22 protein-coding genes are annotated in these 22695 nt (G+C 63.4%); 14 read left to right on the forward strand and 8 right to left on the reverse strand.

Annotated features, from left to right (window positions below):
* The first annotated feature begins 64 nt into the window (after window positions 1–64).
* Complete coding sequence (locus AU381_RS07160) at window positions 65–2173, forward strand: S9 family peptidase (protein ID WP_064241058.1); 2109 nt, start codon at window positions 65–67, stop codon at window positions 2171–2173.
* Between the two features lie 10 nt (window positions 2174–2183).
* The gene (locus tag AU381_RS07165; protein ID WP_064241059.1) at window positions 2184–2711 is read left to right on the forward strand and encodes a DUF1697 domain-containing protein; all 528 of its coding nucleotides are present in this window, start codon (window positions 2184–2186) and stop codon (window positions 2709–2711) included.
* Window positions 2712–2717: 6 nt separating this feature from the next.
* Here the strand turns inward: AU381_RS07165 and AU381_RS07170 are convergent, their stop codons facing one another.
* The gene (locus tag AU381_RS07170; protein ID WP_064241060.1) at window positions 2718–3338 is read right to left on the reverse strand and encodes a TetR/AcrR family transcriptional regulator; all 621 of its coding nucleotides are present in this window, start codon (window positions 3336–3338) and stop codon (window positions 2718–2720) included.
* A gap of 313 nt (window positions 3339–3651) precedes the next feature.
* Between AU381_RS07170 and AU381_RS07175 the strand changes: the two genes are divergently transcribed.
* The 5 genes from AU381_RS07175 (at window position 3652) to AU381_RS07195 (ending at window position 10130) form a co-directional block, all read left to right on the forward strand.
* Window positions 3652–4620, forward strand: coding sequence for a homocysteine S-methyltransferase family protein (locus tag AU381_RS07175; RefSeq protein WP_064241061.1), 969 nt, complete (start codon window positions 3652–3654; stop codon window positions 4618–4620).
* A 124-nt stretch (window positions 4621–4744) separates the two neighbouring features.
* On the forward strand, window positions 4745–6250 hold the full coding sequence (locus AU381_RS07180) for a protein adenylyltransferase SelO (protein WP_064241062.1): 1506 nt from the start codon (window positions 4745–4747) through the stop codon (window positions 6248–6250).
* A gap of 314 nt (window positions 6251–6564) precedes the next feature.
* The gene (locus AU381_RS07185; protein WP_064241063.1) at window positions 6565–8901 is read left to right on the forward strand and encodes a glucose/quinate/shikimate family membrane-bound PQQ-dependent dehydrogenase; all 2337 of its coding nucleotides are present in this window, start codon (window positions 6565–6567) and stop codon (window positions 8899–8901) included.
* A gap of 114 nt (window positions 8902–9015) precedes the next feature.
* Window positions 9016–9429, forward strand: coding sequence for a MerR family transcriptional regulator (locus AU381_RS07190; RefSeq protein WP_064241064.1), 414 nt, complete (start codon window positions 9016–9018; stop codon window positions 9427–9429).
* A 197-nt stretch (window positions 9430–9626) separates the two neighbouring features.
* Window positions 9627–10130, forward strand: a complete 504-nt coding sequence (locus AU381_RS07195; protein WP_064241065.1) for a GNAT family N-acetyltransferase — start codon at window positions 9627–9629, stop codon at window positions 10128–10130.
* Window positions 10131–10147: 17 nt separating this feature from the next.
* On the opposite strand, the gene AU381_RS07200 is transcribed toward AU381_RS07195, so the two are convergent.
* The 3 genes from AU381_RS07200 to AU381_RS07210 form a co-directional block, all read right to left on the reverse strand.
* Window positions 10148–11062 (reverse strand): c-type cytochrome, encoded by a 915-nt coding sequence (locus AU381_RS07200; RefSeq protein WP_064241066.1) that lies wholly within the window; start codon window positions 11060–11062, stop codon window positions 10148–10150.
* Window positions 11063–11135: 73 nt separating this feature from the next.
* Entirely contained in the window at window positions 11136–11582 is a 447-nt protein-coding gene (locus tag AU381_RS07205; protein WP_064241067.1) for a c-type cytochrome, read from the reverse strand.
* A gap of 150 nt (window positions 11583–11732) precedes the next feature.
* A complete protein-coding gene (locus AU381_RS07210) occupies window positions 11733–12371 on the reverse strand; it encodes a LysE family translocator (RefSeq protein ID WP_064241068.1) in 639 nt (212 codons plus the stop codon).
* Between the two features lie 133 nt (window positions 12372–12504).
* On the opposite strand from AU381_RS07210, the gene AU381_RS07215 reads away from it, so the two are divergent.
* Window positions 12505–13218: a helix-turn-helix transcriptional regulator gene (locus AU381_RS07215; RefSeq protein WP_064241069.1), complete on the forward strand. Its 714-nt coding sequence runs from the start codon at window positions 12505–12507 to the stop codon at window positions 13216–13218.
* 221 nt (window positions 13219–13439) lie between these two features.
* Here the strand turns inward: AU381_RS07215 and AU381_RS07220 are convergent, their stop codons facing one another.
* A complete protein-coding gene (locus tag AU381_RS07220) occupies window positions 13440–14042 on the reverse strand; it encodes a superoxide dismutase (RefSeq protein ID WP_064241070.1) in 603 nt (200 codons plus the stop codon).
* Between the two features lie 231 nt (window positions 14043–14273).
* Here AU381_RS07220 and AU381_RS07225 point away from each other — a divergent pair, with 231 nt between their 5' ends.
* Window positions 14274–14684: a VOC family protein gene (locus AU381_RS07225; RefSeq protein WP_064241071.1), complete on the forward strand. Its 411-nt coding sequence runs from the start codon at window positions 14274–14276 to the stop codon at window positions 14682–14684.
* Between the two features lie 143 nt (window positions 14685–14827).
* Here AU381_RS07225 and AU381_RS07230 read toward each other — a convergent pair whose 3' ends face one another.
* A complete protein-coding gene (locus tag AU381_RS07230; protein ID WP_064241072.1) occupies window positions 14828–15709 on the reverse strand; it encodes a branched-chain amino acid aminotransferase in 882 nt (293 codons plus the stop codon).
* Window positions 15710–15962: 253 nt separating this feature from the next.
* Here AU381_RS07230 and AU381_RS07235 point away from each other — a divergent pair, with 253 nt between their 5' ends.
* The gene (locus AU381_RS07235; protein ID WP_064241073.1) at window positions 15963–17003 is read left to right on the forward strand and encodes a zinc-dependent alcohol dehydrogenase family protein; all 1041 of its coding nucleotides are present in this window, start codon (window positions 15963–15965) and stop codon (window positions 17001–17003) included.
* Between the two features lie 216 nt (window positions 17004–17219).
* Here AU381_RS07235 and AU381_RS29580 read toward each other — a convergent pair whose 3' ends face one another.
* Together AU381_RS29580 and AU381_RS07245 are read right to left on the reverse strand one after the other, a co-directional pair.
* Window positions 17220–18746 (reverse strand): type IIL restriction-modification enzyme MmeI, encoded by a 1527-nt coding sequence (locus AU381_RS29580; RefSeq protein ID WP_156528558.1) that lies wholly within the window; start codon window positions 18744–18746, stop codon window positions 17220–17222.
* Window positions 18746–19204: a type IIL restriction-modification enzyme MmeI gene (locus AU381_RS07245; protein ID WP_064241075.1), complete on the reverse strand. Its 459-nt coding sequence runs from the start codon at window positions 19202–19204 to the stop codon at window positions 18746–18748. Before AU381_RS07245 ends, AU381_RS29580 begins: the two co-directional genes overlap by 1 nt.
* Before the next feature lie 324 nt (window positions 19205–19528).
* Between AU381_RS07245 and AU381_RS07250 the strand changes: the two genes are divergently transcribed.
* The 4 genes from AU381_RS07250 (at window position 19529) to AU381_RS07265 (ending at window position 22625) form a co-directional block, all read left to right on the forward strand.
* Window positions 19529–20080, forward strand: a complete 552-nt coding sequence (locus AU381_RS07250) for a hypothetical protein (RefSeq protein ID WP_064241076.1) — start codon at window positions 19529–19531, stop codon at window positions 20078–20080.
* 158 nt (window positions 20081–20238) lie between these two features.
* On the forward strand, window positions 20239–20901 hold the full coding sequence (locus AU381_RS07255) for a haloacid dehalogenase type II (RefSeq protein ID WP_064241077.1): 663 nt from the start codon (window positions 20239–20241) through the stop codon (window positions 20899–20901).
* A 12-nt stretch (window positions 20902–20913) separates the two neighbouring features.
* Complete coding sequence (tam, locus tag AU381_RS07260) at window positions 20914–21687, forward strand: trans-aconitate 2-methyltransferase (protein ID WP_064241078.1); 774 nt, start codon at window positions 20914–20916, stop codon at window positions 21685–21687.
* Between the two features lie 107 nt (window positions 21688–21794).
* A complete protein-coding gene (locus AU381_RS07265) occupies window positions 21795–22625 on the forward strand; it encodes an aldo/keto reductase (protein ID WP_064241079.1) in 831 nt (276 codons plus the stop codon).
* Window positions 22626–22695: the final 70 nt, after the last annotated feature.

Consider the following 22695-nt stretch of genomic DNA (forward strand, 5'->3'; position numbering starts at 1 on the left):
CTTGATCGGCGGTCGGGCGCTCTCTATCTCATGATCTCCCACCGAAGAGATCCCGGAGAGACCCTTGTCCGTTTTCAAGAACCTGCCCGCCGCGCCCGTCGCTCACAAGAAGCCGATCACGGATACGCGCCACGGCATTAGCCGGACCGATGATTACGCGTGGCTGAGGGCCGACAACTGGCAGGCAATGTTCAAGGATCCCTCGATCCTCGATCCGGAAATCCGCCGCCATCTCGAGGCGGAAAACCACTACATGAACGCCGCGATGGCCGACACCAAGGATTTGCAGAAGGCGCTGTTTGCCGAAATGCGCGGCCGCATCAAGGAGGACGATTCCTCCGTACCGATGAAGGACGGCGTCTTTGCCTACGGAACGTCCTACGTGAAGGGCGGCGAGCATCCACGCTATTTCCGTATCCCGCGCGATGGAGCCGCCAGCGACGAGACGATCCGCCAGGTGCTGCTCGACGGCGACAAGGAAGCCGAGGGAAAGGCTTACTTCCGCATCGCCGGCCTCGACCATTCGAGCGACCATGCCCGCGGCATCTGGGGCTATGACGACAAGGGATCGGAATATTTCACGCTGAAGGTGCGCGATCTTTCGACCGGCGAGGACTTGGCAGACGTGGTCGAGAATACCGGCGGCGGCGGCGCCTGGGCACCGGACGGCAAGAGCTTCTTCTACACCGTCCTCGACGAGAACCACCGGCCGTCGCGAATCTACCACCACGTCGTCGGCACGGCGCAGTCGGAGGATCGGCTCGTCTATGAGGAATCCGACCCCGGCTTCTTCATGTCGGTCGGCGGGTCGCTGCTCGACGACTTCATCTACATAGACATCCACGATCACGAGACCAGCGAGTACCGGCTGCTTTCGACCAGGGACCTGACGGCCGAGCCGCAGATTGTGGCGAAACGTGCGACCGGCCTTGAATATTCGATGACCGAGGGCGGCGAGGTCTTCTACATTCTGACCAATGCCGACGGTGCCAAGGATTTCAAGATCATGGAAGCGCCGGTGGATGCGCCGCAGCAGGAAAACTGGCGCGCGGTCGTACCGCACCGGCCCGGCACGCTGATCCTCAGCCACATGGCCTACGCCCGCCATCTTGTCTGGTTGCAGCGCCGCGAGGGCCTGCCCGAGATCGTCATCCGTGACCGGAAGACCGGTGAAGAACATGCGATCGCCTTTGCCGAGGAGGCCTATTCACTGGGGCTTTCGGGTGCCGCCGAATACGACACCGACGTCATCCGCTTCTCCTATTCGTCGATGACGACGCCCTCGCAGCTCTTCGACTACAACATGGTGACGCGCGAGCGCACGCTCTTGAAGACCCAGGAAGTGCCCTCCGGCCACGATGCGGACGACTACGTGACGCGCCGCGTCTTCGCCCCCGCTTACGACGGCGCCACGGTTCCGGTGACGCTCCTCTATCACAAGGATACGCCGCTTGACGGTTCGGCGCCCTGCCTCCTCTACGGCTATGGCGCCTACGGCATCACCATTCCGGCCGGCTTCAATACCAATTGCCTGTCGCTCGTCGACCGCGGCTTCGTCTATGCCATCGCCCATATCCGCGGCGGCAAGGACAAGGGCTTTCAATGGTACGAAGACGGCAAGATGGCGAAGAAGACCAATACGTTCAGGGACTTCATCGCCGCGGCTGATTATCTGAATCAGCAGAAGTTCACATCCTACGCGAACATCGTCGCCGAGGGAGGTTCGGCCGGCGGCATGCTGATGGGCGCGATCGCCAACATGGCGCCGGAGAAGTTCCGCGGCATCATCGCCGCCGTTCCCTTCGTCGATGTCCTGAACACCATGCTCGACGACACCCTGCCGCTGACGCCGCCGGAATGGCCGGAATGGGGCAATCCCATCGAGAGCGCCGAATTCTACAACATCATTGCCGGCTACTCCCCCTACGACAATGTGGATGCCAGGCCCTATCCGGCGATCCTGGCGCTCGGGGGCCTGACCGATCCGCGCGTCACCTATTGGGAACCGGCAAAATGGGTCGCCCGGCTGCGGGAGAAGACCACCGGCAGCGAGCCGATCCTGCTGAAGACCAACATGGACGCCGGACATGGTGGCGCGTCGGGGCGGTTCCAGCGGCTGGAAGAAATCGCTTTCGAATACGCCTTCGCCATCAAGGTCGCCGGTAGGATTTAGGAGATGCGCCATGCCGGTCCATGTCGCGCTGCTGAGGGCGGTGAACGTCGGCGGTACCGGCACGCTTTCCATGGCGGAGCTGAAGGCCATCTGCGAGGGTCTCGGCTTTGCCGACGTCAAGACCTACATCCAGAGCGGCAACGTGCTGATCCGCTCCGAACTTGCAGGATCCGAGGTTCAGCGCAGACTCGAGGCGGCGCTGGCGGAACGGATGGGCAAGGCGCCGGGCGTGCTGCTGCGCAGCCGGCGTGAACTCGAGGCGGTGGCGGCAAAGGTGCCGTTTGCGGATGCCAAGCCGAACTTCCTGCTCATCGCATTCCTGCCGGAGCCGCCCGCCGCGGACGCGCTCGACAAGCTGGTCGCGCCGGATGGAGAGGAAGTGAAGATCGACGGGCGGGAGATCTATATCCACTATCCGAATGGATCCGGCCGGTCGAAGCTCAAGCTGCCGGCGCTCAAACCCGGCACGGCACGAAATCTCAACACCGTGCGCAAGCTTGCGGAACTGGCGGCGGCCATGGAAGACGAAGGTGCCTGATCGGCATCACGGCTGGACGGCGGGCTGGAACAGCAGCCGCACGAAACTGCGGAAGACGAGGAGCTGATCGGGCAGGCTCTTCGGCTCCTTCAGCGCTTTCGAAAGAACGATGCCGCCCTCGAGGACGGTCGAGACCATATCTGCAAGTTGGTCTGCATCCAGCGGTTCGCGCGGCCGGTAGACTTGCATGATCTCGCGGAACATGGCGCCGAAACGCCGGCGCCACATCAGAGCCGCCTGGCGGTTCATCTCCTGGATTTCCCGGTCGAAGGCGCGCTCCTGGGTACACATCGTGGCGACCAGACATCCTGGATGCCCGTTCGGCAGGTCGGAGAGCAATTCTGAAAGCAGCTTCAGACCAATCAGGAACGCCTGCAGCGGGTCGTCGGCGAGTTCGTGTGCTCGGCCGAAAATCTCGTCATAAATGCGCTCGTCATTCTCGATGTAACGCTCGAGCAGCGCCTTGGCGAGCTCGTTCTTATCGCGAAAATGATAGAAGAACCCGCTCTTGGTAATGCCGGTCTCGACGATCAGTTCGTCGATCGAAGTGGCCCCAAAGCCCTTCGCCAGCATCGCGGCTTCGGCTGCATCCAGGATCTTCGCACGCGTCTCCTCGCCCTTTCGCATGGTACACTCCTGTACCGCCGGTAAAGTTTTCCGTTCGGAAATCAGCGGCGGGCCATTCGCCGGTCGCCTAAATCCTACGGCAAGTTCCTGATGTAACATCGGTATGCGGATTATTGCGCCATAGTGTACCGCAAGCCGGCTAGTTTAGCAGATGATAAATCGGCAGAACTTCTTCCGATCTCGCGCCGGAGCGTCCTCTACAGCGCCGCGCGTCTTATAAGACGCCAAAGGTCGCCGTAGCACTTGAATTGCTGCGTGTCTCCTTGAAGCGAGGTCGGTTTATGGAGACATGCAGTAGGAACAGGAGGGAACGATGGAACACGAACGCGCCAAGTACCGACACGACCTGCCACTTCTGCGGGGAGGCATTTTCCTCAGCGACGGCGGCATGGAGACTGCCGTGATCTTCCACGAGGGAGCCGATCTGCCGCATTTCGCGTCCTTCGTTCTGCTGTCCTCGATGGAGGGCCGCAGGCAGCTCCTCCACTATTACACGCGCTATCTGGAAATCGCCCGATGCCACGATACCGGCTTTGTTCTCGATACGGCCACATGGCGCGCCAATGCCGATTGGGGCAAGAAACTCGGTTACGACGCCGAAGCCCTGGATCAGGTCAATCGCGACGCGGTCTATCTGCTGACAGAACTGCGCGCGCAGTACGAGCGGCCTCAGGTGCCGATCGTGTTCAACGGCGTTATCGGTCCGCGCGGCGACGGCTACAAGGCCGGCGTGATGGACGCGGCAGAAGCAGAGGACTACCACGTGACCCAGGTCGCCGCCTTTGCCGGCAGCGAAGCCGACATGGTGACGGCGGTGACCATGACGAATGTCGACGAAGCTATCGGCGTGACACGAGCGGCGAAGAAGCACGGGATGCCCTGCGCCATCTCTTTCACCGTCGAGACCGACGGGCGGCTCGTGACGGGTCGCTCCCTCCAGGAGGCCGTGGAAACGGTGGACGCGGAAACCGAGGGCTATCCGCACTACTACATGGTCAACTGCGCCCATCCGAGCCATTTCGAGAGCAGCCTGGATCAGCGCCAGGCCTGGGTGCGGCGGATCGGGGGCATTCGCGCCAACGCCTCGACGAAGAGCCACGCCGAACTCGACGAAAGCGAAACTTTGGACATAGGCGACATCAACGATCTCGCGCGGCGCTATCGTTCGCTCACCGGCCGCATGCCGCATTTGCGCGTCCTCGGCGGCTGCTGCGGCACCGATCACCGCCATATCGCGGCAATCTGCGAGGCCTGCCTGCTACCGGAAGCGCTGAGTGCCTGATCACGCAAAATCCTCCCGCCATTGTGGCGGGAGGATCCCGACCCTCGCGAAAAGTGGACCGCTCGTGTAGACTTGTCGGGAAAGGGCGGCCGGTTACTTAGTTAAGCAGGGCCGCTGGAGTATGATGAATTACGTACCGCCGCAATCGGGCTCGGCGACCGCCCCGTTTCCCTTCGACAACAGCTATGCGCGATTGCCTGCGAATTTCTACGCCCGGGTCGAGCCGACGCCCGTGGCGGAGCCTTGGCTGATCAAGCTCAACCGGCCGCTCGCAGAAGAGTTGTGCCTCGATATCGCGGCGCTCGAACGCGGTGGCGCGGCGATCTTCTCGGGCAATGCGGTTCCGGCGGGGGCGGAGCCACTCGCCATGGCCTATGCCGGGCACCAGTTCGGCACCTTTGTCCCGCAACTCGGCGACGGCCGCGCCATCCTGCTTGGCGAAGTGATCGACCGCAATGGCAAACGCCGCGACATCCAGCTCAAGGGATCCGGCCAGACCCCCTATTCGCGCCGCGGCGACGGGCGGGCAGCGCTCGGGCCGGTGTTGCGCGAATATATCGTCAGCGAGGCGATGCATGCCCTTGGTGTGCCGACCACCCGCGCGCTTGCCGCTACGGTGACCGGCCAGCCCGTCTATCGCGAACAGATCCTCCCAGGGGCCGTCTTTACCCGGGTCGCAGCCAGCCATATCCGCGTCGGAACGTTCCAGTTCTTCGCCGCACGCGGCGACATGGACGCGGTCAGGAGGCTGGCCGACTACGTGATCGACCGCCACTATCCGGAACTGAAAGGCGACGAGAACCCCTATCTCGGCCTCCTCAAGGCGGTGGCGGCGCGGCAGGCGGCGCTGATCGCACGCTGGCTGCACATCGGCTTCATTCACGGCGTGATGAACACCGACAACATGACCGTTTCCGGCGAGACGATCGACTTCGGACCCTGCGCCTTCATGGACGTCTACGATCCGAAGAAGGTCTTCAGCTCGATCGATCAGTTCGGCCGCTACGCCTATGCCAACCAGCCGGCCATCGGCCAGTGGAACCTCGCCCGCCTCGCCGAGACGCTCGTGACGCTCTTCGACCCGACCGCCGACGTGGCCGTGAACCTCGCCAACGATGTGCTCGGCGAATACGGTACGATCTTTCAGAACCATTGGCTCGAGGGTATGCGCAACAAGATCGGGCTCTCGACCGCGGAAGACGGGGACCTGGAGCTGGTGCAGGCGCTGCTGGCGCTGATGCACAAGGGCAACGCGGATTTCACCCTCACCTTCCGAAGGCTTGCTGCGTCGGCGGAAGACGCTGGCGCCGATGCCGAGCTTGCCAAGCTCTTCCACGCACCCGAGTCGTTGTCGCCCTGGCTCGAGGACTGGCGCCGCCGGCTCGAACGCGAAGCGCGCCAGCCGGCGGAACGCGCGTCAGACATGCGCGCCGTCAATCCGGCCTTCATTCCACGCAATCACCGCGTCGAGCAGGCGATCGAAGCAGCGACCGAAAATGCCGATTTCTCGCTATTCGAGGCGCTTCTCGACGTGACCTCGAAGCCTTACGAGGAGCAACCCGGACATGCCGCCTATGCCGCACCGCCGCAGCCCGGCGAAGAGGTGCTGCAAACCTTCTGCGGCACCTGACGAACCGGGGCGCTCTTCGGCTTCCTTCGATCCAAACCGGGTCTGGAGGCAAAAAATCCAGCAAATCAAAGCGCTACCGAGGCCCCCCGCGCGTCCGAAAAGACGCGCGGGGCAGTCGTGAGCGCCATTGAAAGGCACGTGCATCGCGTTACCTTCGCAATCGGCGCGCTGAATGCCGCCGCTCGATGCGTATAGGTTGAGACGGAGGCCGGAAGCGGAAATCGCACGCATTCTTCCTCCTTTCGTTCTGTTGCGGCCCGCGCGGCGCTTAGCCTTGCGGCCGCATCGTCTTTCAACTCGGGGAGTTGGAATTCATGCTCATTGTACCGACGGCCCTTCTCTTCGCACTGATCGGTCTCGCGCTCAGTGCCGGAGGGACGGCGCTCGTCCTGCTTGGCGGCAGTCCATACTACCTCATCGCCGGCTTGAGCTTCCTGCTCGCGGCATTGCTGCTCTATCGCAGGAGCGCGGCGGCTATCTGGGTTTATACGCTGATCGTCCTCGGCTCGCTCGGCTGGGCCATCTGGGAGGTGGGGTTCGACTGGTGGCAGCTTGCCCCGCGCGGCGGCGTGATCATTCTGCTGGGCCTCTGGCTGTTAACACCGTGGATCAGGCGGCCGCTCGGTTTCGTCAGCCCCTCGGGCGAACGATACAGCGCCGGCGTCTGGCCGCTCGCGCTTGCCAGCCTGATCGCGATCGGCGTCGCGCTCTATGCGATGACACAGGACATCCACGGCATTCGCGGCGACTTGCCGACTGACATCGTCGCGGCAGACGCCAATCTCGGCGGCAACGTGCCGCACGGCGAATGGCACCACTACGGCCGCACGCTCTTCGGCCAGCGCTATTCGCCGCTCGTCCAGATCCACCGTGAAAACGTCGCGACGCTCAAGGTCGCGTGGCAGTACCAGACCGGGGATGTGAAACTGCCGGATGATGTCGCCGAGACCACCTATCAGGTGACGCCCTTGAAAGTGAAGGACACCCTCTATCTCTGCACACCGCACAATTGGGCTATCGCGCTTGATGCTGCGAGCGGCAAGGAGAAATGGAGGTATGACTCGAACTCCGGGCTGAACCCGGACCGTCAGCACCAGACATGCCGAGGTGTCACCTATTGGGCCGATCCGACGGCGGCTGCCGGCAGCCCGTGTGCCGAGCGCATCTACCTGCCAACCTCGGACGCCCGCCTGATCGCGCTCGATGCCGCAAACGGCACGGTCTGCACCGGCTTTGCCGACCAGGGCGTTCTGCACCTCGAACAGGGCATGCGGTACAATCCCGCCGGCTATTACTATTCGACATCGCCACCCGTCGCCGTCGCCGGCAAGATCATTGTCGGCGGCGCCGTCAACGACAACTATTCGACGCAGGAACAGTCCGGCGTCATCCGCGCTTTCGACATCAATTCTGGGGCGCTCGTCTGGAACTGGGACAGCGGCAATCCAGAGCAGACTGCGCCGCTGCCGTCCGGCGAGTTCTACACGACCAATTCGCCGAACAGCTGGTCCGTCTCCTCCGTCGACGAAAGCCTCGGACTTATCTATATCCCGCTCGGCAACCAGGTGCCCGACCAGCTCGGCATGGGACGCAGCGAGCATGTGGAGAAATATTCCTCCTCGATCGTCGCGCTCGACATCAATACGGGGGCGGTGCGTTGGGTCAGGCAGACGGTACACCACGACCTCTGGGACATGGATGTGCCGGCGCAGCCGGTCCTGCTCGACATCACCAGGGACGACGGAAGCGTCGTGCCGGCGCTCGTCGGCCCGACCAAGCAGGGCGATGTCTATGTGCTCGACCGGCGAAGCGGAGAACCGATCATTCCGGTCGAGGAAGTGCCTGCCCCCGGCGGTGCGATCGCGGAGGATTTCACCGCTCCGACCCAGCCGGTCTCCGGCCTCACCTTCATGCCGCCGCCGCTCACGGAGCGCGACATGTGGGGGATTACCATGTTCGACCAACTCGCCTGCCGGATCGAGTTTCTCTCCTTGAAATATGAAGGCCGCTATACGCCTCCCTCGCTCGAAGGAACGCTCGTCTATCCCGGCAACTTCGGCGCCTTCAACTGGGGCTCGGTCGCCGTCGATCCGGAGCGCCAGGTGATGTTCGGAATGCCCACCTACCTGGCCTTTACCTCGCGCCTCGTCCCGCGCGACCAGATTCCTCCCAAGGGCGAAGGCGAGAAGGGCAGCGAGCAAGGGCTGAACCGCAACGAAGGGGCGCCCTACGGCGTCTTCATGGGTCCGTTCCTCGGTCCCTTGCGGATTCCCTGCCAGGCGCCGCCCTGGGGTTATGTCGCGGGCGCCGATCTCAGGACCGGCCGGATCGCTTACAAGCACAAGAACGGCACCGTCTACGACATGACGCCGCTGCCCCTTCCCTTCAAGCTCGGCGTTCCGGGTATCGGCGGACCGATCATCACCAAGGGCGGCGTCGCCTTTCTCGGCGCCACGGTCGACAATTTCCTGCGGGCCTATGACCTCACCACCGGCGACCAGCTTTGGGAGGCGCGGCTTCCGGCCGGCGGCCAGGCGACACCGATGACCTACATGGTCGGCGACAGGCAGTATCTGCTGATGGTCGCAGGCGGGCACGGCTCGGTCGGTACCAAACCCGGCGACTATGTCATCGCCTACACGCTGCCTTGACTTCACGACTGACGGCAATGGCGCTCCTTTGGCAGGCAAGCGGGAATGCGACGGCCTTGTGTCCAGCGGGAGCGGTCCCCATATAGCTCCAGAAACTATAGCTATGGAGCGCGCATGTATTCGATCGGCGACCTCTCGCGGCGAACCGGCGTCAAAATCCCGACGATCCGCTATTACGAGCAAATGGGGCTGATCGCGGCGCCGGAACGTTCGGAGGGCAACCAGAGGCGCTACGAGAAACGTCAGCTCGAGCGGCTTGCCTTCATTCGCCATGCGCGCGACCTGGGGCTGTCGATCGAGGCGATCCGCGACCTCCTGGCGCTGAGCGAACATCCGGAACGGCCCTGCGGCGAGGCGGATCGCATTGCGAGCGGACATCTCGCTTCCGTGCGGGAGAAGATCGCTCGCCTTAGGAAGCTGGAGCACGAACTGGAGCGCATCGTCGCGTGCCACGGCGATCACACGATCGGTGACTGTTACGTCATCCGCGCGCTTGCCGATCATTCGTTGTGCGACAGCGAGCACTGAGGCAGGGTTCCACAATCCCGTTGACAATTTCGCGGAAATGAACAATCTACGCGCATGATCAAGAACGCACCCATTTGCCGCGCGTATTTTTGGCTGTTCCGATAGGAGCGGCCTGCTGATCATATTCAACAAGGCCGCCATCAGGCGGCTTTTGTTTTTCACGGCACCTGATGGCGGTAAAACCATAGGAGCCGAGAATGCTGCAGACTGCCACCCCCAACCTCCACCACCTTGCGTCCGTCAGAGCGCCGATGGTGACGATCCGCTGTGCCAAGCCGCGCGATCTTCCCGAACTGCGCGAGATGGTCGTCGAGCTTGCCGCCCACCACGGCGATGCCGCCCCGCTCACGTCGGAACAGCTCGAACGCGACCTCTTCGGCCGCGCCCCGTGGATCACAGCGCTCGTCGCGGAGGCCGGCGGCCAGCTGATCGGCTACGCGATCCTGGTTCCCCAGTACCGGGCGGCCGAAGGCGCGCGCGGCATGGAACTGCATCATCTCTTCGTGCGCCCCGCCCATCGCGGCACGGGCATTGGCCGCCACCTCGTCGCCAAGGCGCGCGAACAGGCAAGGATGGCCGGCTGCGAATACCTGGCGGTCAGCGCCGCCACCGGCAATTTCCAGGCGCATCGTTTCTATGAGTCGGAGCGTTTCGTGCCGCGGCCGGTGACCGGAATGCGCTATATGCAGAAGCTCGGCTGAGCGGACGCGGCGATCGTTTATGACGGAGGCAGCGCCTTCAAATAGGCGGCAATCGCCTCGCGCTCGGATGCGGGCAGCTTTGCCATGTTCTTCTGCACCTCGACCATCGAACCGCCGACGGAATCGAAGTCGGGTGTGAAACCCGTCTCGAGGTAGGAGACGATATCCGACGCGCTCCAGCTGCCGATGCTCTTGGACCCCGGGGTGATGTCGGGAATCCGCCCCTCGCCTTCCGGATTGGGCGCGCCGGCCAGCCACCGGTCAGCTTCGAACCCGCCGAGTGCGTTGCGCGGCGTGTGGCACTCGCCGCAATGGCCGGGGCCTTCGACGAGATACTGCCCGCGCGCGAGCTTCGCGTCCGCGGCATTGACGTCAACCCGCGGCGCATCCGTGAGGTACAGGAGCTTCCAGCCGCCCAGCGCCAGGCGGATATTGTAGGGGAACGGCAGATCATGCGGCGGCGCCACATTGGCGCTCTTCGGCAAGGTTCGCATATAGCCCCAGAGATCGTTGATGTCCTTGACGGTCATCCGCGCATAGGAGCCGTAGGGAAAGGACGGATAGAGGTGTTCGCCGTTCTTTCCTACCCCGCGCGTCATGGCGTTGCCGAACTCGGCGAGCGTCCAGCTGCCGGTCCCGGCGGTCTCGTCCGGCGAAATGTTCGGAGGGTAGAATGTCCCGAAGGGGCTCTTCAGCGGCCGGCCACCGGCGAGCACCAGCCGGGCGTCGTCCTTGGCGCCGGGCGCCGCGTGGCAGCTGGTGCAGCCGCCGGCCCAGAAGACCCGCTCGCCATCGGCGAGGTCCGGCTCGCCCAGCCCCTCCCAATGCGTGGCATCCCAAGGGGCAGGCTTCGTCAGCCACCAGAACGCGCCGGCGCCGACCACGGTCAGCAGAACCAGACCGGACAAAAGCCTTGTTGCGCGCCGCCCCATCGCCTTTCCTCACTTGCAGAAAAGAATGCGCCGGGCGAACCGGCGCATCGAAGGAAGAACCAACGGCCTGCCGCTACTCTTTCTTCAAACGATAGCTCTCGTGACAGCTGCCGCAGTCCTTGCCAAGGACGCCCAGTGCGGCGCCAACGCCGGCCTGATCGGAAGGGAGTTGGGCGAGGAACTTGTCGGCATCGCTGCCAAGTTTGGCAGCCTTCGCCTCGAAGTCATCCATGTTTTGCCAGATCTTCGGGCTCGCTTCCGTCTCCATGCCGGTTTCAGAGCCGGCGGGGAAATGACTGGGGAACATCTTGACCGTTTCGCTGATCGTCGAGAGCGACGCCTTCACGATTTCCGCGTCATAGGGCTTTTCGCCCTTGGCGATACCGCTCAGCGCGCCGGTGGCTTGGCCAACCTTCTTCATCAGCTGCTGGCGGACCGCCTGAGGTTCATCGGCAGCGGTGACAGCGGTCACACCCAGGCCTGCGAGGACGGCCGCAAGCATAAAAGCTCGTATCTTCATCATGGTCTCCGGTCATTCGAACCCGCTCGCGCGGCTTCCTGTTGAAGGCGCCGGCATGATGGCATTTTGGCTTTTCGACGGAAGTAACATTTTCTTGATGTGCTTGTCATTTCAGCAGAATTCGCTCTCCACAACGCGAAAAATGCGATCTCAGTGCGCACCGCTCCAGCCCTGCCACACGGTCAAGACCGCGATCACGACGAGCAGAAGACCGGCTGCCTTGCCGATCGCCGCCGTGGCACCGGGGCTGCCGACAATAAGGTCGCGGCCGCGGCCGGCTGCAAGCGCCAGACCGCCATAGACGGCAAGCTGCGTCACGGCGATCATCAGCGCCATCACCGCGGCCTGCGACCAGACGGGACCGAACTGCGGCTTCAGGAACTGCGGATAGACGGCGAGCATGAAGAGATAGGCCTTCGGGTTCATCAGGCTCGTCAAGGCTCCCTGCCGGAAGCTTGCCCGGCGTGAGAGCCTCGCCCCCTCCTCGACACCCCCGATGGTAATGGAGCTGCGCAGCAGCGAGAAGCCGATCCAGGCGATGTAGGCGGCCCCGGCGACGAGGAGCACGTTGAAGAGCTCCGGCACCAGATGCAGCACGACGCTGACGCCGAGCGCGGCATAGAGCGTGTGCAGCACGCCGCCCGCCATGATGCCGGCCGTCGCGGCGAGCCCGGTGCTGCGTCCCCCCGTTACCGCATTGGCCAGCACGCAGACCATGTCCATGCCCGGGACAACGATGATGCCGAAAAGGAGCGTGAAGAAGAGCCAGAGGTTTTCTGCGTAGGTCATGTCAGTTGCTCATCGAGTTTTGCATGAGTTGCGGGGCCGGATCGCCAATTTTTCAATCCGTTGGCACATGCTATAGCTCTCTCCAACTGACAGGGTTCTGTCAGGAGGCTTCGAGTTGGTGGGGGTTTTTGCCATGCGCAAGGCGGCTCGGCTTTTCGAGATCATCCAGATATTGCGGCTCGCCCGGCGGCCGGTCACCGCCGCCGAGATTGCCGAGAAGCTCGAGGTGACGACGCGCTCGATCTATCGCGATATCGTCGCCCTGCAGGCGATGCGCGTGCCGATCGAAGGCGAGCGTGGCCTTGGCTATATCCTGAGACCCGGCTTCGACCTGCCGCCGCTGATGTTTTCGATCGAGGAAACGGAAGCGATCGTGTTGGCGCTGGCGCTGCTGGCACGCACCGGCGACGAGGAGCTGAAGTCCGCGGCCCAGCGGGTCAGCCGTAAGATCACCGGCGCCGTCCCGGAGCCGCTGCGCCAGGTTTTCCAGTCGCAGGCGCTGCACGCCTGGGGCACGGTCGCCGCCCCGCCGCCCGCGGTCGACCTCGCGATGATCCGCCGCGCAATCCGCGATGAGCAAAAGCTCGCGCTCGACTATCGCGACGAGTTCGGGCGGGCAACGGAACGCACCGTGCGGCCGCTGGCACTGATCTACTATTCGGAACATGCGATGATGGTGGCCTGGTGCGAATTGCGCCAGGATATCCGCAACTTCCGCGCCGACCGTGTGGAGCACTGCGAGCCGGTCGGGGCTTACTTCCGCGGAGAGGGCGAGACGCTGAGACAGGTGTGGATGGCAGGGTGGAGGGCAAATGCCGGGCGGGCGCTCGAGGCGAGGGACGCGTAACGGCTTGCCCCTCATCCGCCTGCCGGCACCTTCTCCCCGCACGCGGGGCGAAGGGACTCGCGGCATCCACTCAGTCCCCTCTCCCCGTCAAAACGGGGAGAGGGTTAGGGTGAGGGGCAATTCACCGACGTGCACGACAACCACCAACTGCTCCAATCAAACCCGAAACAAAAAAGACCCGACGCAAGCGCCGGGCCGATTCCTGACCAGAAACCAAACGGTTACTTCGTCGCAGCCTCGTACATTTCGAGGACGTAATCCCAGTTGATGAGATTATCGACGAAAGCCTCGAGGTATTTCGGGCGGGCGTTGCGGTAGTCGATGTAGTAGGAATGCTCCCAGACGTCGACGCCGAGGATCGGCGAGGCGCCGTGCACGAGCGGATTTTCGCCGTTCGGGGTCTTGGAGATTTCGAGCTTGCCGTTCTTGACCGAGAGCCAGGCCCAACCGGAGCCGAACTGGGCGGTACCGGCCGCGATGAAGTCGGCGCGGAACTTGTCGTAGCCGCCGAGATCGGACTTGACGGCGGCGTCGAGCTTGCCCGGCAGGCTGGTGCCGCCGCCGCCCTTCTTCATCCACTTCCAGAAGTGGATGTGGTTGTAGTGCTGGCCGGCATTGTTGAACAGCGGCTGGTTGGTGCCGTAGGACTTTTTGACGATTTCTTCCACGGACAGATTGGAAAGACCGGCTTCCTCGGCGAGCTTGTTGCCGTTCGTCACATAGGCGAGGTGATGCTTGTCGTGATGGTATTCGAGCGTCTCGCGCGACATATAGGGCGCGAGCGCATCGTAGTCATAGGGAAGGTTCGGCAATTCGAAAGCCATTGTGGCATCTCCTCTTGGCATTGGATTTCGTGACGGAAATCTGTGAGCGGGAACATAGGCACCGGCTCTGCGGGAGGCAACCGATGCGGTGCCAAAATTTCCCTAAGCCGCGCAAAATACTTTCATTCGGCGATCGCCATGCGCGCTTGAAGCGAAATGTCGACGCACAGGATTCCTGTCCTACCTTACGGAGTTAAGCCACTCACTTCGTCCTCGACACAGGAGGAAAGAATGGAATTCCATCAGGGACGGTTGATCGACCACGTGCATCTGCGTGTCGAAAATCTCGCCGTCAGCAAGCGCTTCTATCAGGCAGTGCTTGGCGCCCTTGGCCATCGGCCCACCTACGAGACCGACGCTTTCTTTGCATTCGACGAGTTCTTCGTCGATCAGGCGGATGACTATCTGAGTCGCGTTCACCTCGCCTTCCAGGCCTCGGGCCCCGACGCAGTGCAGCGCTTTTACGATGTGGGCCTCGCAAACGGCGGCACCGACAACGGCGCACCCGGCGAGCGCCCCTATCACCCCGGCTACTATGCCGCTTTTCTCCTCGACCCCGACGGAAACAATGTCGAGGCGGTCTATCACGGACCGACCACACGCTCCTCCGCCGATGTCCTCGTCCGTCCGGTCGAAAGCTGAAATTTGCCCCTCACCCTAACCCTCTCCCCGTAGGCACGGGGAGAGGGGACTGGGAGCACGCGGCGGGTCCCTTCTCCCCGTTAAAAAAACGGGGAGAAGGTCGCGGCAGCGGGATGAGGGGCGAAAGGGTACACCCCCGCGTCTCACACGTCCCCGCTCGAATGCGCCCAATCCATGTAGAGATCGCGCGCCTTGGCGGTGATCGGGCCGGCTTGCAGGTCGCGATCGTCGAGGCGGGTCACCGGCAGAACCTTCGAATAGTTGCCGGTGGTGAAGATCTCGTCGGCCGCTTCGAAATCGGCCATCGTCAGGGTCGTTTCGACCACCTCGAAACCCGACTCGCGCAAGAGGCCGATGACGCGCGAGCGGGTGATGCCGGCGAGGAAGGTGCGGTTGGCGGCCGGCGTGAAGACGACGCCGTCCCTGACCATGAAGACATTGGAAGATCCGGTCTCGGCGATGTTGCCGAGCATGTCGCGCACCAGCGCGTTGTCGAAGCCGCGCGAGCGCGCTTCCTGAAGGATGCGGGCATTGTTGGGATAGAGGCAGCCGGCCTTGGCGTCGGTCGGCATGCATTCGAGCGTCGGACGGCGGAAGGGCGAAAGCGTCAGTGCCGAGCCGGCATGGGCGTTGCCCATCGGCGCCTCGAACAGGCAGAGGGCGAAGCGGGTCGACTCCGGGTCGACCGCCACGACGCTCCACGAACCGTGCTCGCCCCAATACATCGGCTTCACATAGATCGCCGTCTTGCCGTCGAATTTCTTGACGCCCTCGAAGGTCAGAGCCTCGATCTCCTCGGCCGCCATGGTGGGCTTCAGGCCGAGCGCCTCCGCCGAACGATTGACGCGCTGGCAATGCAGGTCGAGGTCCGGCGCGATGCCGTCGAACCAGCGGGCGCCGTCGAACACCGTCGAGCCGAGCCACATCGCATGCGACGTCGGGCCGATCAGCGGCGGATTGCCGGAAAGCCATTCACCGTCGACATAGGTCCAGGTGGTGGATCGTGGGGATGTATCGACGGCCATTGGCGCCTCCTCTCGTCTCGTCCTCGCGTTCTTTCCGGTTTAGCCGGAAAAAGCAGCATCGGGGTGAATGGGTACATCAAAAAATGTCATGGCGTCCATTCTGGAGCCGGCCTAATGCGCGTGGCATTCATGCGACGCGCATTAGGCCTTTGTTTGTGCATGTCGTTGTCCCAAAAACCGCTGCACACTTTTGGGCGACATGCACCGGACCCCGTGCCAGAATGGGTGAGAGAGCAATGGAGACTGGTCGCCGATGAAAGCGATGTATTACGATGCCTTCGAGAAAACGCCGGAAATCCGGACGTTGCCCGATCCGAGCCCAAGCGAAAACGGCGTCGTCATCAAGGTCGAGGCGACGGGGCTCTGCCGCAGCGACTGGCACGGCTGGATGGGGCACGACCCGGACATCCGCCTGCCGCACGTGCCCGGGCACGAACTGGCGGGAACGATCGCCGCCGCCGGGCGCGGCGTCGTCCGCTACAAGGTCGGCGACCGGGTGACCGTGCCCTTCGTTTCCGGCTGCGGTCGCTGCGGCGAATGCCGCTCCGGCAACCAACAGGTCTGCGAGGCGCAGTTCCAGCCGGGCTTCACCCATTGGGGCTCCTTCGCCGAATATGTGGCTCTCGACTTTGCCGACCAGAACCTCGTGCATCTGCCGGAGAGCATGGATTTTGCGACGGCTGCCAGCCTAGGCTGCCGCTTTGCCACCTCCTTCCGGGCGATCGCCGACCAGGCCCGGGTAGAGGGCGGCGAATGGGTGGCGGTGCATGGCTGCGGCGGCGTGGGTCTTTCGGCGATCATGATCGCCGCGGCACTTGGCGCCAATCCGATCGCCATCGACATTTCCGAGGAAAAGCTCGCCTTTGCGCGGACGCTCGGCGCTGTCGCCGCGATCAATACGCGCCAAACGGACGACGTCGCCGGCGCCGTCCGGGAGATCACAGGAGGCGGCGCGCATGTCTCGATCGACGCGCTCGGCTCGCCCGCCACCTGCTTCAACTCGATCAGGAACCTTCGCCGCCGCGGCCGCCACGTCCAGGTCGGGCTCATGCTTGCGGAGCACGCGACGCCTGAAATCCCGATGGCCCAGGTGATCGGCCACGAGCTGGAAATCTACGGCAGCCACGGCATGCAGGCCTGGCGCTATGACGCGATGCTGGCGATGATCGTGGCCGGCAAGCTCGACCCGAAGCGGCTGATCGGCCGCGAGATCTCGCTCGATGAAGCGGTGCCGGCGCTGACGGCGATGGACAGCGCGACCGATCTCGGCATCAGCGTGATCACGCGGTTTTGACGACCGAGCGGCGCAGAAGACCCCTCCCCAACCCCTCCCCACAGGTGGGAGGGGCTTAACCTGCCGCGCCCTTGCGGCCCTCTTGGTCGTAGCGGCAGGCGCAAGGCTTGGGCAAATGGCTGTCGGGCGCGGCGGGCACTGGAAGTCCCTCCGCCTTGTGGGGAGGGGTTGGGGAGGGGTTCTAGCTTCCGTGCAGCTGACGCGGCGCAGGCGTCATCACGCCGCCCGGCGCCACGCAAACGTTTTGCCGCCGTCGGCGGTTGAGATGAGCCCGATGCGGTAGAGCGAGGCCAGCACGCTCGTGACGGCGGGGCGGACCTTCTGGCCCTGCTTGAAGCGGGCGGCGATATCGGCGGCGTTGAGCGCCGCGCCGGCTTCGACGAGGGCGTTGAGGACGAAGGCCGTCTGCTCCGCGTCGCCCGAGGGAAAGGCTGGTTTCGCGCCAGGAATTGCTACTTCGGCGGCGCCGCCGAGATCGGCTTCCAGTTGTTTCGCCTTTTCCTTCTCCGAGCCGAAGCGTGGGATCTGGTATTCGGGCCTCAGCCAACGAACCAGGCCGCGCTTTTCCTCCTTCGCCCGCTCCGTGTTGAGCGCGACGAGGCGAGCGAGAACCTCCTCCTCCGGCAGGTCGACCGGCCAGCCATAGGCTTCAGCGACGGCGACATCGAGCCTTTCGTGCAACTCCTTCAGGATCAGCACCAGCCCGTCATCGAAGATGCGGCGCTCCTTGTCGTCGAGATCGTCCGGCCTGGCGCCCGCTTTCAGGCGCTCCAGCACATTGTAGAGGCCGGTCAGCGTCAGATGCGGATGCGCCTCGAGCACCCGCTTGCGATGGGCGTCGAGTTCCTCGGCGATGGCGCCGATCGCGACTTGCTGCTCGTCTGTGGCGGCGGGGAATGGGAAGGGGTCGAATGTGCGGGTCTTGGTGTAGACGGAGTCATTGCCCACACCTAGCCAGCCACCTGCCCGCTGCGCCCAAGCGACATGCACCTGAGAACTCAGCGTTCCCAGGATAAAGGGATTGTCGGACGCTATAATCACTATCTTATCCACGCAAACAATGTCGATACTCAAGAACTGAAAGACGCGATGTCTGGCAGTGTCCACCGTTGCTATATATTTTCGTATATCTTTGAGCGCCGGGCGCATTTCGCGCCGTGGTTCTCCAAACAACCACCAATAGTCCCGATATGACGCGCGATTGTTTTGGTCACGAATCGGCTTAACCGTGGTGAGGAGATGCTGGTATACGTTGGGAAATTGACTACGAACCTGATCTTGATCGAGGCCAAAAAGGTCGATTACCATTTCTCCGCGCGATCGGTGCGCGATATCGCGTCCATTGCGGTACGGTCGGATAAATTGCGCGAGTCCTTCGACACGACCGAGGCCTAAATGTTCTGCCAACTGCGGAGATACAATAAATCCATCGCCGTGAAGCTTTACGCCGTCGTGGCCAATGCCCGTATTTGCAACCAATTCTGATACAGTTGTTAAGTCCACGCCAACCGTCAAATCCGAATTGATCCTACCGCGCGTTTCGTCAAAAAGGGTCACGGGACTGTCGGTATCTACCCCCTCCTCCGCCGTCACTTCCATCAACAGCCCGTCATGCTTGCCGGCCTCCGCGACCGTCATGGCGATGCGCACGGCGGCGCTGTCCCTCGTCACCTTCGTCCAGGGGTGGTCGGGGATCGCCATCACCAGAGACAGCGGCTTCTTGGCGTTGAGATAGGGCTCCATCACGCGGCGCTTACGAATGGCGGCGGCTCGTGCGAAGCCGGCAGCAGGCGAACGTAGTTCTCCGCCTGCTGGCGGGCATTCATCATCAGCACGTCCCAGGCGCGGCTCGCACCGCGCCGGCCGCGGGGTGCCGTTGCGATGCCGGGCAACGTCGGTGCGTCGGCGGGCTCCGCCAGCTTCTTCTCGCCGGCAAGGCGGCTCTGCTTCGCCTCGAGGATAAAACAGTCGCGCTTGTAGAGGTCGATGCGCTTCAAGGAGGCGAGGCCGTCCCTGCCCGCTTCCTTGACCACTCGCTCGAAGACGTAATCGTTGGTTTCGGTGGTGGCGCCGGCCGGCTCGGCATGCGGCAGGTCGAGGACGTCGCAAAGCTCCGTCAGGAACAGCGCGTAGTTGGCGCGCTCCTGGCCGCCCTCGAGGTTCTGCCAGCGCGCGATGAAGTCCTCAACCGAAAGTTTCAAAGGTGACGATTCCCTCTCTTTCCCTCCTTTTTAGCGGGCCTCGGTCGGCTTGCAATAGCCTCGGTTGCGAAGTTCTCGTGGGCAGACGCTGCCCCTCATCCGCCTGCCGGCACCTTCTCCCCGCACGCGGGGAGAAGGGATATGCCGCGCCGGCGCTGGTCCCCTCTCCCCGTTTTTACGGGGAGAGGGCTAGTCCTCGGGTTAAACCCGAGGAGAGGGGCAAACCCCTTCACGTCCTGGCATCCGATTTCCGATCTGGGATTTCGATCCTGCCGACGCACTGTTATCCTCATCGCGAGCACGACGAATCAGGGAGGTCTCGTCATGGCGCTTGCGGCCCAGGCCACGGAAGGCGAACTCTACCGGCCCGTTCTCGGCACCAATGCGGCCCATCCGAGCGGCTGGCCGGTGCGCCTGATCGTGAGCTCGCAGACCGAGGCGCGGCACAATCGCGCGCACTGGGCGCCGACGCATCTCGTCTCGATCCGTGCGCCTGCAACCCGCCTGCTTTCGATGATCGAACTGCCGCCGGAGCGGCATCTGGAGCTCTATTTCGGCGACGCAACAGACCCGGATGCGCCGGATGCGGCGCGCGCCCAGGCGGTCGAGGCAACTTTCGCCTTCATCGACGGGCTGCCGCGGGACGCGCAGCTGCTGGTCCATTGTCTCAGGGGCATCGGCCGCTCGACCGCGCTGACGCTCGGCATCCTGGCGCGCTACATGGAACCGGAAGAGGCGGCGGCCGCCCTGCACGCGCTGCGGCCCGAGGCCAAGCCCAACCGCCACGTGGTCGGCCTTTGCGACGCGGCGCTCGGGCTCAAGGGCAAGCTTGCCAAACAGGCGCTCAGGTTTCCGACAAAGAGCTGGAAAGGCTGAGCAATCACGGCGAGGGCAAGACGCATTGTGCGGCGCACAAAAATTTGACATGATCCCCTAAAAACAAATGGAGAAGCGGCGCGTTCTTCGTCGCAAGAGCCTTCGCTGCTGCAACCAATCGGGAGCGCCGCAGACGATGGTAAAGACGGGAGAGTTCAATGTCTCATGCGGCCTATGTCTTCGATGCCTATGGCACGCTTTTCGACGTCCATGCGGCTGTGCGGCGCCATGCCGAGGCAATGGGACCGGATGGCCAGGCTTTCTCCGAGCTCTGGCGCGCCAAGCAGCTCGAATATTCCTGGGTGCGTTCGCTGATGGGCGCCTATGCCGATTTCTGGCAACTGACAGAGCAATCGCTCGACTACGCCTTCGCCCGCTTTCCCTCCGCCGATCCGAAACTCAAGAAGCAACTGCTCGACGCCTATTGGGCCCTTGATTGCTATCCGGAGGTCCCGGCCGTGCTCAAGGGGCTGAAGGAGCGCGGCGCCCGCATCGCCATTCTCTCGAACGGCTCGCCGGCCATGCTGGCGTCGGCCGTCAAGAATGCCGCCCTCGACATCATCATCGACGACGTCTTCTCGGTCGATACGGTCAGGGCCTTCAAGACGGCACCGGCCGTCTACGACCTGGTGACGACGCAATACCGGCTGTATCCGCACGCGGTTTCGTTCCAGTCGTCGAACCGCTTCGACATTGCCGGCGCCACCAAATTCGGTTTCCGCACGGTCTGGATCAACCGCGCCGACATGCCTGACGAATACAGGGATTATGGCCCGTCACTCATCCTGCCCTCGCTGGAAAGCCTGCAATTCGGTATATGACGGAGCGGCACGATGGCCTGGTCGGCAGCGCAATATGTGAAGTTCGAGGACGAGCGGACGCGGCCGGCGCGCGACCTCCTGGCGCAGGTCCCCGACCTCCCCGCCGGCCCCGCCTTCGACCTCGGCTGCGGACCGGGCAACTCGACGCAGCTCATCCTCGAACGCTTTCCCAACAACCCGCTCGTGGGCATCGACAGCGACGAGGACATGCTGGAAGCTGCCCGCAAGCGGCTGCTCGGCCTGCGCTTCGAGAGGGCCGATCTTGCGGGCTGGACGCCTCCCCAAGGGGCTGCGCTTTTCTTCGCCAACGCCGTCTTTCAGTGGCTGCCGAAACATGCCGATGTCTTCGAGCGGCTCCTCGATGCGCTGGCGCCGGGCGGAACGCTCGCCGTGCAGATGCCCGACAACCTCGACGAGCCGTCGCATCTCCTGATGCAGGAAACGGCCGAAGAGCGGACTTTCGCCACGGATTTCGGCGGCCGGACGATCCGTCGCACGCCCCTCCCCTCGCCGAGAACCTATGTCGAAAAACTGGCGCCGAAGGCGGCGCGCGTCGATGTCTGGCACACGGTCTACTACCACCCGCTCGCCAGCGCGAATGCCATCGTCGAGTGGGTGAAGGGCACGGGCCTGCGGCCTTACCTCGATGCTCTGCCCGCAGCCCGGCGCAAGGATTATCTCGCCGCCTATGCCGAGAAAGTCCGCAGGGCCTATCCGGCCATGGCCGACGGGCGGGTGCTGCTGCGCTTTCCCCGTCTGTTCATCGTCGCCGTCAAGGCGCCCTGAACTGACGACGAGCGGTCTTCCAGCTCCCTTGAAACCTCGATCGGCCGCGACAAGTACAGGAGGATGTCTCTTCATTTCACTGCCGCGACCCTGATCAAGGAGCCCCCATGCATGCAGTCAATTCCAATGGCGCCAACATCCCCGCCCTCGGCTTCGGCACTTTCCGCATGTCGGGAGCCGAGGTGCTTCGGATCCTGCCGGAAGCGCTGAAGATCGGATTCCGCCATGTGGACACCGCACAGGCCTATGGCAACGAGGCGGAGGTCGGGGAGGTTATCCACCATTCCGGAATTCCGCGCGCCGACATCTTCCTGACGACGAAGGTCTGGGTCGACAGATATCGCCATGACGACCTCATCGCCTCCGTCGACGAGAGCCTCAGAAAGCTGAAGACGGATCACGTCGATCTGCTGCTCCTGCACTGGCCGGGCGGCAGTGACGTACCTATGGCCGAGCGCATCGGCGCGCTGAACGAGGTCCGGAAGGCGGGCAAGGTGCGCCATATCGGCGTCAGCAATTTCAACACGGCGCAGATGGAGGAGGCGGTAAGTCTCAGCGATGCGCCGATTGCGACCAACCAGGTCGAATACCACCCTTATCTCGACCAGACGAAGGTGCTGCAGGCTGCCCGAGGGCACGGCATGTCGCTCACCGCCTATTACGCCATGGCCAACGGCAAGGTGCCTTCCGAGCAACTGCTGAACGACATCGGCGCCCGCCACGGCAAGACCGCCGCGCAAGTGACGCTCAGATGGCTCGTGCAGCAGCAGGATGTGATCACGCTATCGAAAACCGCCACCGAGGCGCGGCTCAAGGAGAACTTCGCGATCTTCGATTTCGCGCTGACCCGGGAGGAAATGGCGGCGATCCGCGGGCTTGCCCGCCCGGACGGGCGGATCGTCAACCCGGGAGGTCTGGCGCCTGAGTGGGACGCTTGAGGGAGCGGCGATTGATACCCCCTCTGGCCTGCCGGCCATCTCCCCCACAAGGGGGGAGAATCGATTTGGC

Source organism: Sinorhizobium glycinis (assembly GCF_001651865.1).
In the GTDB taxonomy this organism is placed as follows: domain Bacteria; phylum Pseudomonadota; class Alphaproteobacteria; order Rhizobiales; family Rhizobiaceae; genus Sinorhizobium; species Sinorhizobium glycinis.

Coding starts and splice junctions, on each gene's coding strand:
- AU381_RS07225 (WP_064241071.1), top strand. CDS start 14,274: ATGGAATTCCATCAGGGACGGTTGATCGACCACGTGCATCTGCGTGTC.
- AU381_RS07220 (WP_064241070.1), bottom strand. CDS start 14,042: ATGGCTTTCGAATTGCCGAACCTTCCCTATGACTACGATGCGCTCGCG.
- tam (WP_064241078.1), top strand. CDS start 20,914: ATGGCCTGGTCGGCAGCGCAATATGTGAAGTTCGAGGACGAGCGGACG.
- AU381_RS07180 (WP_064241062.1), top strand. CDS start 4,745: ATGAATTACGTACCGCCGCAATCGGGCTCGGCGACCGCCCCGTTTCCC.
- AU381_RS29580 (WP_156528558.1), bottom strand. CDS start 18,746: ATGGAGCCCTATCTCAACGCCAAGAAGCCGCTGTCTCTGGTGATGGCG.
- AU381_RS07195 (WP_064241065.1), top strand. CDS start 9,627: ATGCTGCAGACTGCCACCCCCAACCTCCACCACCTTGCGTCCGTCAGA.
- AU381_RS07170 (WP_064241060.1), bottom strand. CDS start 3,338: ATGCGAAAGGGCGAGGAGACGCGTGCGAAGATCCTGGATGCAGCCGAA.
- AU381_RS07235 (WP_064241073.1), top strand. CDS start 15,963: ATGAAAGCGATGTATTACGATGCCTTCGAGAAAACGCCGGAAATCCGG.
- AU381_RS07185 (WP_064241063.1), top strand. CDS start 6,565: ATGCTCATTGTACCGACGGCCCTTCTCTTCGCACTGATCGGTCTCGCG.
- AU381_RS07175 (WP_064241061.1), top strand. CDS start 3,652: ATGGAACACGAACGCGCCAAGTACCGACACGACCTGCCACTTCTGCGG.
- AU381_RS07215 (WP_064241069.1), top strand. CDS start 12,505: ATGCGCAAGGCGGCTCGGCTTTTCGAGATCATCCAGATATTGCGGCTC.
- AU381_RS07255 (WP_064241077.1), top strand. CDS start 20,239: ATGTCTCATGCGGCCTATGTCTTCGATGCCTATGGCACGCTTTTCGAC.
- AU381_RS07205 (WP_064241067.1), bottom strand. CDS start 11,582: ATGAAGATACGAGCTTTTATGCTTGCGGCCGTCCTCGCAGGCCTGGGT.
- AU381_RS07210 (WP_064241068.1), bottom strand. CDS start 12,371: ATGACCTACGCAGAAAACCTCTGGCTCTTCTTCACGCTCCTTTTCGGC.
- AU381_RS07265 (WP_064241079.1), top strand. CDS start 21,795: ATGCATGCAGTCAATTCCAATGGCGCCAACATCCCCGCCCTCGGCTTC.
- AU381_RS07165 (WP_064241059.1), top strand. CDS start 2,184: ATGCCGGTCCATGTCGCGCTGCTGAGGGCGGTGAACGTCGGCGGTACC.
- AU381_RS07230 (WP_064241072.1), bottom strand. CDS start 15,709: ATGGCCGTCGATACATCCCCACGATCCACCACCTGGACCTATGTCGAC.
- AU381_RS07190 (WP_064241064.1), top strand. CDS start 9,016: ATGTATTCGATCGGCGACCTCTCGCGGCGAACCGGCGTCAAAATCCCG.
- AU381_RS07250 (WP_064241076.1), top strand. CDS start 19,529: ATGGCGCTTGCGGCCCAGGCCACGGAAGGCGAACTCTACCGGCCCGTT.
- AU381_RS07200 (WP_064241066.1), bottom strand. CDS start 11,062: ATGGGGCGGCGCGCAACAAGGCTTTTGTCCGGTCTGGTTCTGCTGACC.